The sequence below is a fragment of the Aquimarina mycalae genome (genome assembly GCF_029906345.1).
Lineage (GTDB): Bacteria > Bacteroidota > Bacteroidia > Flavobacteriales > Flavobacteriaceae > Aquimarina.
This window is the reverse complement of record NZ_JARYGY010000011.1, coordinates 65,767-77,807: the sequence shown is the minus strand read 5'-3', so window position 1 is coordinate 77,807 and position 12,041 is coordinate 65,767. Positions and strand designations below refer to the sequence as shown.

Below are 12,041 nucleotides of genomic sequence, written 5' to 3'. Positions count from 1 at the left end.
GATTTATTTTTGATACAATCATTACCGTTATTAGGATTCATCACTTCTTACAACAAGTCTAAACCCTTCTCCATGGATATTTAAGATTTCCACGTTCTCATCTTTCTTTAAATATTTCCTAAGCTTAGCAATATATACATCCATACTTCGAGAAGTAAAATAATTATCATCTCTCCATATTTTTGTAAGTGCTAATTCACGAGGCATTAAATCATTAAGATGTAATGCTAATAAACGTAATAATTCATTCTCTTTAGGAGAAAGTTTGATAGGATCTTCTTCTCTAAACGTAAGGAACCTAAGTTTAGAATTAAGGTGAAATCCACCTATTTTAAATTCAAACTGTTTACTATCAGCAACAGATTCTGTACTCTTACGTTGCATGATCGCTTGTATTTTCATCAATAACACCTCACTATCAAAAGGCTTATTAAGATAATCGTCTGCTCCTACTTTATATCCTTTAAGCACATCTTCTTTCATTGCTTTTGCTGTTAAGAATATAATTGGCACTTCTTCATTCTTATCCCTTATTTCTTTTGCAAGAGTAAATCCGTCCTTATACGGCATCATTACATCCAGGATACACATATCATAATCATCTTTTTTGAACTTTTCGAAGCCTTCCATACCATTTTTAGCGTGTACAACATCATAATCGTTCATAACTAGATAATCCTTTAGTACTGTTCCAAAATTCGGATCATCTTCTACAAGCAAAATCTTTTTGTTTTCTGTTTCCATATTTTAAGATATTAACGGTAATTTAGTTATAAATGTGGAGCCTTTTCCCCGTTCGCTCTCCACCCATATTTGACCATGATGATCATCTATGATTCGTTTTACATATGTTAGTCCCAACCCGTGACCTTTAACGTTGTGCAAATCTCCAGTATGTTCTCTAAAGAACTTTTCGAAGATTTTTTTCTGAGCAACCTTACTCATACCCACTCCTTGATCACGTATTTTTAGGACAATACTATTTTTTACATTTTCTGTATAAATATCAATCTTTGGCGCTCCTTCAGAATACTTAATTGCATTATCCAAAACATTGACCACCACATTCGTCATATGACTATCATTAGCTAGAATAGTAGACTTTAACGCTCCTAAATGCGTTTTTATATACCCTTCTCTATTTTCTACAATAAGAGAAACATGAGTTATAGCATCTTCTATTATATCATGTAATTCAAGTCTTTCTTTTTTAATATTCAACTCATTTTTTTCGAGCTGAGAAATTCTCAATACATTTTCAACTTGTGCATGCATTCGTTTATTTTCTTCACGAATCATCACCATATATCGTTTTACTTTTTCAGGATCACCAGCAATTTTTGGGTTTTTAATAGCATCCAAAGCTAAATTAATCGTAGCTATGGGTGTTTTAAGCTCATGTGTCATATTGTTGATAAAATCCGTTTTTATCTGAGATATCTGCCTTTGTTGCAGTAACTGAGATAATGCACTTGAATATGCCACTACGATAACCAATGTAAATATTATCGACAGGATTGCCATTCCTTTAATAGTCGATAAAATATACCGATTCTTACCTGTAAAATTAACGTACAACTGATACCTACTTGATCCTTCTTCATTCACAAAAAGAGGAACCGCAAAAGTAGCAGCTGGAGAATCTAAACTAAAATCATCAGAACGTACTCGAGTAGCTAATGCGTTACTATATATAGCATACTCAAAATCAACTTTCATATCACGTTCAGCTAATTCCTTTTTTAGCAATTTCTGAACTTCTCCTTTTTTTACTCTTCGATGAATAGGTATAAAATTTGCCAATTCATCTATTACAATTTCGAAATCTCTTCGTTGTAGATCAGTTAACGCACTTAATCTATCTAATTTTGATTTCGATCTTTCTTTAACTCTGTAATTTTCTTCTTTATCTAAATTAATTGTTTCTGCATTTCTATTTAAAATATCTTTCAATTTTACAGTGTCAATATTAAAATCGATAAACGAAGAAAACAGCTTATGATCTTCCTCTAATACACCATCAGCAAACGCAAATGATCCACGATCAAAACTTATGTCTAAGAGCTGCTGTATTGTTTTATTATCAGGTTTATCATCAGGTTTAATGCTATCTAATATTTCCTGTAAGGGATAATACATTTCTTCAAACTCCCTATATTCAATCTTATTAGAAACAGAAATCAAAATTTGCTTTGCGTTAAAAGAAAACTGTTCCTTGTTATTCTCTACTGTGTTTTGAATCCAATACCCTTGTACAAAAATAATCCCTATCAATGACAAACTCATCAGGAGGATTAACAATACGAATAACCTTCTATTCATAGGTCAAAAGTAAGACTTTAACATTTAGCTACTTTAGGGTTTAACCAAATGTTAACAAAATGAAAGATTATGAAAATAATAGATTTAAAGAGCTAATTTATTATGAATTTGCTGAACTTGAAGCCAAGTTTCTTCTAATTTCGTATTAATTATCACAAAATCTGCAAGCGGAATCTTTTTAGAATCTAACCATTGATTCTTTAATCGAGCTAAAACCTGCGTTCTAGTAGTATGATCTCGTTTTAATACTCGCTCAATTCTCGTTTCTTCGGGAGCAGTTACAAGAATAGTATAATCACATTGTTTATAACCACTGTTTTCAAATAAAATAGCGGCTTCTTTTATAACATATGCTCCTTTTTGTTTCTGTTTCCAAGTTATAAAATGATTGGCAACTGCGGGATGCACAATAGCATTTAGCTTTTCTAATAAACTTTTATCATTAAAAACCTTATCAGCAATAAAAGGTCTGTTTAATTCTCCTGATACATAGGACTCCTTCCCTAATAATTGTAGTATCTGTTTTTTAACATCATCATCTTCATTCATTAACTTCTTAGCCTCATCATCGGCAATATAAATTGATGCTCCTAGTTTTTTAAACATTTTAGCAACTGTAGATTTTCCGCTACCAATTCCACCTGTAAGTCCTACGATTTTCATTCCTTAATTCAAGATTACAAATTGAACTTGTTTATCCTGTAACCTAACATCATGAATAGAGGATGATGGCATATCTACTAATTCAAGGATTAAAAAAGAACTATCTTCTGAAACTTTGTTATAGTCTGCAATGACTTTAAAATCTCTAAGATTAATTTCATTGTACTTATCAAGACCTACTCGGTATACAACTCTCACTTCTTTAGGAAATATTTTAATCTCTTTTCCTTCTGGCACATTTATTAATGTAATTGGAATTTCCTGACTCCCTTCGGTAAACTTACTAACCTCAATAGATGCTTCTACTTCTTTAGGTAACACTTTAATTCTTGCAGGTAATGAATCTATTTTTATAGGTAAGGTCGTTTGATTATTAGTATTTAACCCTTCAAATTTCAGGTTTTCAGTGACTACATAATGTATGGTATCAACAATTCTTTTGGGTCCGCTTATTACAATAGAATCTGGCGAAAGCACAACTCCCTTATCACTTCCATACCCAGGAACATAATCTATTTCTTTTACTAGTCTTATCGGAATTTTTTTCTCTAAATTAACATCTAATTTAACCTGTAAGGTATCTTTTCGAAAAGATAGTATTCTACCATTAAAATCTAGTTTTTCCTTTAATAACTGACCTCCTTGATCAATTAAAAAATAATATTCATCATCATCGGCTGCAACAGCGTCGCTAACATCAAACTGTAATAAAGGTTTACTCCAACTATGATTTATTAATCTAAAGCCGTTACCATTAAGTGTTAATTTTAATGTTTGATCACTCTCATCATGTAAGATTCTATCTTCTGGTAAATTAGTATAGTGGATTGCTACTTCGACTTCTTTGGTATAATTCTTAGAGAATTGTATCAGAAGCCATAATAAGGAAGTAAATGCCAAAAAAAACAAAAATGTTTTGACATTATTTCTTTTTAAAGAAAATCTATTCAATTTAGTTTTAGACATAGGTGTTACTTAGAAAAAAACAACTTCTTAAATTTTTGTTCTGGTACTTTTTTCAATAGATGAATATAATAATAAGATTTCAGGAATCCTTTCCCATAGCCATAAAATTGCACTAATACCGCAATAACAGACTTAACACCAATTGAAGGGCTATTATAATTTATTGTAGCGTTTACAAAAATAATCATCAGATACAGTAACCAAATGGCTATAAAATACCAATACCCCAATATCGCCATTACCACAGCACATATTGTATAGACTATAAATAAAGAAGGAAACCAATACGTAATTTTTGAGGTTTCAGGATGCCATAGATTAAGAATAGGTCTGACTAATCCAAATTTATGAACCTGAGTGTAAAATTTATCCCATGAAATTCTTCTCTTATGAAATACCTTTGCATTGGCTATTAATGCTGTATCATAATTAAGTTTCCATAATCTTATGGTCAGATCGGGGTCTTCACCAGGATGAATATTTCCAAAACCTTCTGAAGCATCAAAAGCTTCCTTTGATATACCCATATTAAAACTACGAGGTTGAAATTTTCCTATTGTGTTTTTACGCCCTCTAATGCCTCCAGTTGTAAGATATGAAGTCATACTAAAACTTATGGCTTTTTGTAAACTAGAAAAATCCTTATGTGCATCATCTGGCCCTCCAAAACAATGTACATAATTAGCCGAAAGAAAAGCATCCACTTCTAATAAATAATTAGGCGGAAGGATTACATCACTATCAAGGATTAAAAAATAATTCCCTTTTGCTTTTCGCATTCCGTAATTACGAGAATCTCCAGGACCAGTATTGATTTTTTGATAATAACTTATCTGTAATTCATCTTTATATTGATCAATTATATGAGCTGAAGTCTCTGTGGAGCCATCTTCTACAATCACAATCTCGAAATCTCTGGTAAACGTCATAGAACGCATACTACTCAATAGCTCATCAATTTCTTGAGGCCTGTTATACACAGGTATAATAAAAGAGTACCTAATATTCATTGCGCAAAGGTAAGTAAACAAAATATCCTACCATAGATCGTAATTAGGATTTTAATGCTTCAGAACAACTTGTTATTTAGAAGCTAAAAAGCTCAATTCTACCAGAACTGAGCTTTTTAATAAGATATTAATATTGTAAACTACTTATTCTTCATCTATAAATTTTTCCATCACCATTTGACTTACACCCATATTAGAGAATCCTCCATCATGATATAAGTTTTGTAAGGTTACTTTTTTAGTAAGATCAGAAAATAATGTAATTGTATAATCTGCACAATCTGCAGCTGAGGCATTACCTAATGGAGACATTTTATCAGCATATTCGATAAATCCATCAAATCCTTTCACTCCTTTTCCTGCAGTGGTTGGCGTGGGAGATTGTGAGATCGTATTTACTCTTACTTTTTTATCTCTCCCAAAGAAGTAACCAAAACTACGCGCTATGGATTCTAGATACGCTTTATTATCTGCCATATCATTATAATCAGGAAAAACTCTCTGAGAAGCCATATATGTAAGCGCTACAATACTTCCCCATTCACTCATAGCTTCTTTTTTAAATAAAGTTTGCATGGTTTTATGAAATGAAAGTGCAGAGACATCCCACCCTTTTTCACTCCAATCATAGTTAAGATCTGTATAATGACGCCCTTTTCTAACATTTACTGACATTCCAATAGAATGCAACACAAAATCCAATTTACCTCCTAATATCTCCACTGATTTTTCTACAAGATTTTCTAAATCTTCTAACGAGGTTGCATCGGCTGGTATGATCTGAGAATTGGTTTTTTCTGCAAGTTCTTTTATTGCTCCCATACGCATTGCCACTGGAGCATTTGTAAGTACAAAAGTTCCTCCTTCTTCAAAAACACGTTCTGCAGTTTTCCAAGCTATTGAATTTTCATCCAGTGCTCCAAAAATAATCCCTCTTTTACCTTTTAATAAATTATATGACATTTAATAGTAAATTATAAAATGATTTTTCGAACGGTAAAGATAACAAAACGACCTAAACCGAAACTATTCTCTTTCAACTTTAGTTTAATTATATAATAATGACTTAGCGTGTGTCAATGCAGATTCAGAAATATCTTTACCTCCTATCATTTCTGCAATCTCTTTTACTCTATCTTCTTCACTTAGCAACTTAAGCCTAGTCACTGTAGCATTATTTACATCTTCCTTATATACCTTATACTGGCTTTGGCCATTTGCAGCTATCTGAGGCAAATGTGTGATACTAAACACTTGTAAATTCTTGCTCATTAACATCATTAAATCTGCCATTTTATGAGCAATTTCTCCAGAAACTCCTGTATCTATCTCATCAAAAATAATGGTTGGCAACTGTGTATAACGAGAAAGTATTGCTTTTATACCAATCATGATCCTAGACAATTCTCCTCCAGATGCTACTTTTTTTAATTCACCAAACGTACCACCTTTATTAGCAGAAAACAGAAACTCTAATATTTCTTTTCCATTAGACAGATATTCTTCTTGTAATTCTAAAGACGTTTTAAACGATGCGTTAGGCATACCTAATGACTTTAAAATGTCTTCTAATTCTGACACTAATTTTGGTAATGCTTTTGTTCTTTTTTTATGAATCCTAACTGCAACTTCATCCAATTGAGCTTTTGTAACCTCAATTTCCTTTTTTACTTTTTCAATGTCTTCAGTAAGTGATTCTGTCTTTGCCACTTTTTCCTGAAGCTCTTCTTTTATTTTTATAAGCTCTTCTATTGTAGCTACTCCATGCTTTGTCTGTAGATTGTGTAACATTTGTAATCTCTGACTAACTTCTTCTAATTGTTCTGGATCTGCTTCTAATCGTTCTAACTCATCCTGTAAAGAGCCATTGATATCTTCTAACTCTATAAATACACTCTGAATCCTATCTGACAACTCTTTTAAAGCTCCAGAATAAGGTGCTATCTTGTTTATATTCGTTTTTATAGCATTCAAGACATCAGAAACTCCTACTTCATCAGAAGAAATCATGGATACCGCACTTGACAATCGATCTTGAATTTCTTCAATATTCACGAGTGTCTCGTGACGTTCTTCTAACTCTGGTAATTCACCTACTTTAAGTTTTGCTTCTTCTAATTCTTTTAATAAAAAAGAATTATAATCATATTCTTTGGTAAACTCTTGTTGGTTTTCTACAAGAGTTTTTTCTTCTTTTTGTTTCTGTTTTAGAAGTGTTAATCCTCTTTTATATGATTGTATTTCTCTACCTGCTTCAGATAGTGCATCTAATACCTCAAACTGAAAATTATTTGTAGTCACTTCCAGCGTTTGATGCTGACTATGGATATCTATTAACCGCAGTCCAAGCGCATTCAGCGACTGTAACGTAACAGGTGTATCATTGATAAAAGCTCTTGATTTCCCAGAAGGAAGGATTTCTCTTCTTATAATAGTTTCTGCCTCATAATCCAGCTCTTCTTCTTCAAAAAAAGAATGAAGGTCATATTTTTCTATATCAAAAACCCCTTCAATGGCACATTTTATAGTATTATCTTTAACATTATTAAGGTCAGCTCTTTTACCTAATAAAAGCCCTAAAGCTCCCAAAAGCAAAGATTTTCCTGCACCTGTTTCTCCTGTAATAGTAATCAAACCGGAATCAAAGGAAACCTGTAATTGTTCGATTAAAGCGAAGTTTTTTATAGAAAGACTTCTAAGCAAAGGATAGAAATATTTTTTGTTGTTTATAAAAGAAAGTAAAGATACTATAGTTTTAAAAAGATTTCAAAAAAAGAAATACTTAAAACTTTATCTCTGCCCAATTTTTAGAGTATGTGGGAGCTATTCTACTTAAAATTGCCATTGTATCTACAATATTAAGTGAAGGACCTCCTGATAGAATTGTTGTTACCTCATCGGCTTTTGCATCAAAGAATACCCTCATTATATATGAATTAGGTCTAACTCGATGCACTTCGGACAATACATTAAGAGACTCTAAAATAGAGGTTTTTCCTTTTTTCAAATCACTACTCATAGCATCAAGTCCCTCTCTGTGATAGGTATACATAGCAGATCTATAACCATCATAAGTCCCCGATAATAAATCATCATTTAATCTAAATCTGGTTTGGGTACCATCTTGTGCATTCCAACCCAAAGAATTACTTCCCTGCGCATTCCCAACAATGTTTTTTGCTTCTTGAAAATAAGCTGTTCCAGAATTTAACTCAAAAGTATCTGCATCTATACCTAAGATAGTATACAAATAGAACGCAATGACCGATATAAGGTTTGACTCAAAATTATTAGGATTATAATTTAAAGGCTGAAACTCTAAATAATTAAAATTAAACTGCTTATCATTAATGTTTAAAATCGACGTTTTATAGTTAGATCCATATGTTGGTCTGGATGCTTGCACTTGCAATGTTGCAGTAAAACTATCATTAGTAAAACCATTAATTGTAATAAAGAAACTACAATCAATTCGTTCTTCTGTACGATAATCTACATCAGTCCATTTAGTATTGTTTACAAACTCTGTAACCGCACGCTCCATAGTTTTAAAAACTTGCAAATTAGGGTTTCCTGTTTGTTCAGCATTCACTGCTACGGTGGCATTGAATTCTTGAGCATTAAGAACAATACCATTAACAAGTATTAAAAAAAGAAAGAGTTTATGCATTGCGTAGTTCATTAATTTCATTAAAAATATCCTGTGCAACCGCTGTTTTGGTTTTAAGTTCAAACGCTTTAATTTCAAATTTATGATTAATAAGCGTTACTTTATTAGTTTGCCCTTTAAAACCTGCTCCTTTATCATTAAGAGAGTTAAGAACAATAAGATCTAAATTTTTCTTTTTAAGCTTATTTTTTGCGTTTTCTTCTTCATTTTCAGTTTCGAGCGCAAACCCAACCAAAAACTGGTCTTTTTTTACAGATCCCATCCATTTAAGAATATCTGTAGTACGTTCTAATTCAATAGAAAAATTGCTATCTGCCTTCTTTATTTTTTGTTCAGCAATATGCTTAGGTCTATAATCTGCTACTGCAGCCGAAGCAATCGCAATATTACAGGTGTCAAATTCTGATGTTACAGCCTCATACATTGATGCAGCACTAACTACAGGTACCACCTTTATAAAATCATGATTTACTGTAAGAGATGATGGGCCTAAAATTAATGTAACCCTTGCTCCTAAATTGGCAGCTGCTTTAGCTAGTTCTATTCCCATTTTACCACTAGAATGATTACCAATAAATCTAACAGGGTCTATAGCTTCATAGGTTGGACCTGCAGTAATTAAAACTTTTTGCCCTTTTAGTGGTAGTTTATCTAAAATATCGTTTTCTATAAAACTTATGATTGTTGCAGGTTCTGCCATTCTTCCTTGCCCTACCAATCCACTCGCCAATTCTCCAGACTCTGCTGGAATCATAATATTCCCAAACTCTTGAAGTTTTTGAAAGGTTTCATGAGTTGATGGGTGATTATACATATCTAAATCCATAGCAGGAGCAAAATACACTGGGCATTTTGCAGATAAATATGTTGCCAACAAGAGATTATCACTATTCCCAGTTGACATTTTTGACAAAGTATTAGCTGTTGCAGGTGCTATGACCATTAAATCTGCCCATAGCCCAAGTTCTACGTGATTATTCCATTCTGCATTTTCATCTTCTTCGTTAAAAAAAGAAGAGTTTACAGGGTTTTTGGATAATGTAGATAGTGTGAGAGGTGTTACAAAATCTTTTGCTGCTGGAGTCATTACGACCTTAACTTCTGCGCCTGATTTAATAAACAGACGCACCAAAGAAGCTGTTTTATATGCAGCAATACCAGCGGTGACACCTATTAAAACTTTTTTACTGCCTAATATTGATGACATACTTATAGAGATTCCGAGTCTGTCTTTGTATTTCTGTAATATATTTTATCTTCTAACCATTCTTGAGCTGCAAGAGAATGTGGTTTAGGTAATCTTTCGTAGAATTTAGAAACTTCAATTTGCTCTTTGTTTTCAAAGATTTCTTCTAAACTATCATTATAGGTAGCGAATTCATCTAATTTCTCTAAAAGCTCTTTTTTGATATCGGTATTGATCTGATTTGCTCTTTTAGATATTACTGAAATTGCTTCATAGATATTACCTGTTGGTTGATCCACTAAATTTTTATCAATAGTAGTTGTATTTACAGGTGCATTACTTTTTTTCAAATCCATCTTCTCCTAAATTTTCTAATTAAATTTTTCTAATCTTGATTTTATATCTTCTGATATTTCTTCAGCATCTGCAGTAAACTCACCTTCTTTATAATATTTTTTATAGTTATTATAAAAGTCATCCGCTGTTTCTAGTCTTTCTTTTACAAGTTCTTCGTAGCTACCAATAGCTAACAAATACTGAGATTCAAACTTGTAATATAATACTTTTTCTCTAAAAGTAGATCCAGGATAATCAATTAAGTAATTATCAAATGCTGTTATTGCTACTTTATAGTTTTCTCTATGATGATATTGCTTTGCTATTTTGAAAGCTTTCTTTTCTTTTTTATTTCTTAACTCCGCAACCAATGTATTAGCTTCTTCTAAATTTTCACTCTCTGGAAATGCATTAATATATATCTGCAATTTTTCAAGAGCTTCATCAGTTTCTTTTTGATCTAGGCTATATCTTGGAGATAGATTATAATAACTCTTTGCTCCTTTAAAAGCAGCTTCTTCATTTTTATCACTATTAGGATAAGATTTAGTAAATCTTTCGAATTGATATCCTGCCAAATAATAATCTTCTAAGTTATAATAAGTATCTGCATAATAATACATTACTCTTTCTGCTTGTGGTTTCCCTCTAAACTGAGGAACGATTTGTTCAAAAAGGCGCAATGCTTTTTTATATTTTCCTTCTTTATATAATTCTTCTGCCAACTTATATTTGGGCCCTACTTCTTCACTTTTAAGTGCCTTTTGATACTCACTACAAGAACCTAAGGATAGCACCAAAATCAATAAAAACAATAATCTTTTCATAGCTTAAAAAAACGTCTGGCAAAAATAGATATTTCTACCGTATTACAAAAACTTTAATTCATCTATTAAATAACTAAAAAACTATGTCCTTGTTGCAAAATAAAAAAGAAAAAATAAATCAGTCTAATTATCTGATTTTAAAACGTTTGTGCTACTTATTTTATCATGATCCAAAATAGTAAACCCTTCTTCATCATAATGAAATGCAGGAACAAATGCTTCATCTAATTTTAAATTATTCAACACATACGAATGTACCTGATGTACTTCTTGCGCAAAAGACTCATCATAATACGTTACTAATATCAATATTTCTCCTTGTAGCTCTGACAGTTCTTCTCTCTGAAATTCAGCTAAAGGGCTGGATTCTATAATAGGGTGTACTATTGTCCAAGTTGTTGGTAAATAGGTGATTTCGTTTCTTTCTAATTTAAGACTATAAAAATTGTTTACGTATTTTTTTTCTTCTGATATTCGTGATAGGGATAATGTTACTTCCACTTTGGGGCGAATCATCACATTAGTGCTTCTGCTCATCAATCTAAACATAATACAATCTACACCTTTATGCTTTCTTAAAACCATCACATCACTAAACCTAATACTTGATTTTGGTTTAGAAAATCTACCGTACAACAAACCTGTAATAAAAGAAAAACTTAATAACCCTATCAAAGCTTCAAAAGAAGAAATCACGCCAAAAAGAAGCCCTTCAGGAGCCATTGCACCATATCCAACTGTAGTAACCGTTTGTGCAGAAAAAAAGAATGCATTAAAAAAATCTTCTAAAACACTACCAGTAGGTTCTGCAATTGCAGAAATCCCTAATATGGTATACACAATTGCGAAAAAAGAATTTATAATCACATAACCTAACAAAACCCAACCAAAAAACTTTGTCCAGGTAATATGAATTAAATAATTATAGCTTCTGGAAATAGAAGTTAGCCTGTTGATATGCTTTATATTAAAAGAACCATCAGGGTTGATAAACCGCTTTGCTTGTTTGTCTGATGACAAACCAATTCCTGGATCCTTTATTTTTTTAGCCATGAAAGCCT

General features: G+C 31.9%; 12 protein-coding genes. All 12 read right to left on the bottom strand.

Annotated features, from left to right (window positions below; all coding sequences use genetic code 11):
• Positions 1-30 precede the first annotated feature (30 nt).
• Entirely contained in the window at positions 31-744 is a 714-nt protein-coding gene (locus QBK95_RS21795; RefSeq protein ID WP_027393600.1) for a response regulator transcription factor, read from the bottom strand.
• A 3-nt stretch (positions 745-747) separates the two neighbouring features.
• A complete protein-coding gene (locus tag QBK95_RS21790) occupies positions 748-2,322 on the bottom strand; it encodes a sensor histidine kinase (RefSeq protein ID WP_280936683.1) in 1,575 nt (524 codons plus the stop codon).
• An 84-nt stretch (positions 2,323-2,406) separates the two neighbouring features.
• Complete coding sequence (gene coaE, locus QBK95_RS21785; protein WP_280936682.1) at positions 2,407-2,985, bottom strand: dephospho-CoA kinase; 579 nt, start codon at positions 2,983-2,985, stop codon at positions 2,407-2,409.
• A 3-nt stretch (positions 2,986-2,988) separates the two neighbouring features.
• Positions 2,989-3,951, bottom strand: coding sequence for a CdaR family protein (locus QBK95_RS21780; RefSeq protein ID WP_280936681.1), 963 nt, complete (start codon positions 3,949-3,951; stop codon positions 2,989-2,991).
• Positions 3,952-3,956: 5 nt separating this feature from the next.
• Complete coding sequence (locus tag QBK95_RS21775; RefSeq protein ID WP_280936680.1) at positions 3,957-4,961, bottom strand: glycosyltransferase family 2 protein; 1,005 nt, start codon at positions 4,959-4,961, stop codon at positions 3,957-3,959.
• A gap of 144 nt (positions 4,962-5,105) precedes the next feature.
• A complete protein-coding gene (locus QBK95_RS21770) occupies positions 5,106-5,924 on the bottom strand; it encodes an enoyl-ACP reductase FabI (protein WP_280936679.1) in 819 nt (272 codons plus the stop codon).
• 84 nt (positions 5,925-6,008) lie between these two features.
• On the bottom strand, positions 6,009-7,664 hold the full coding sequence (gene recN, locus QBK95_RS21765) for a DNA repair protein RecN (protein WP_280936678.1): 1,656 nt from the start codon (positions 7,662-7,664) through the stop codon (positions 6,009-6,011).
• 79 nt (positions 7,665-7,743) lie between these two features.
• Positions 7,744-8,631: a type IX secretion system protein PorD gene (gene porD, locus QBK95_RS21760; RefSeq protein ID WP_280936677.1), complete on the bottom strand. Its 888-nt coding sequence runs from the start codon at positions 8,629-8,631 to the stop codon at positions 7,744-7,746.
• The gene (gene coaBC / locus QBK95_RS21755) at positions 8,624-9,838 is read right to left on the bottom strand and encodes a bifunctional phosphopantothenoylcysteine decarboxylase/phosphopantothenate--cysteine ligase CoaBC (protein WP_280936676.1); all 1,215 of its coding nucleotides are present in this window, start codon (positions 9,836-9,838) and stop codon (positions 8,624-8,626) included. The genes porD and coaBC overlap by 8 nt, the downstream gene beginning before the upstream one ends.
• Before the next feature lie 2 nt (positions 9,839-9,840).
• Positions 9,841-10,173, bottom strand: a complete 333-nt coding sequence (locus QBK95_RS21750; protein WP_280936675.1) for a DNA-directed RNA polymerase subunit omega — start codon at positions 10,171-10,173, stop codon at positions 9,841-9,843.
• A 15-nt stretch (positions 10,174-10,188) separates the two neighbouring features.
• On the bottom strand, positions 10,189-10,980 hold the full coding sequence (locus QBK95_RS21745; protein WP_280936674.1) for an outer membrane protein assembly factor BamD: 792 nt from the start codon (positions 10,978-10,980) through the stop codon (positions 10,189-10,191).
• A 123-nt stretch (positions 10,981-11,103) separates the two neighbouring features.
• Positions 11,104-12,033, bottom strand: coding sequence for an ion channel (locus QBK95_RS21740; RefSeq protein ID WP_280936673.1), 930 nt, complete (start codon positions 12,031-12,033; stop codon positions 11,104-11,106).
• Positions 12,034-12,041: the final 8 nt, after the last annotated feature.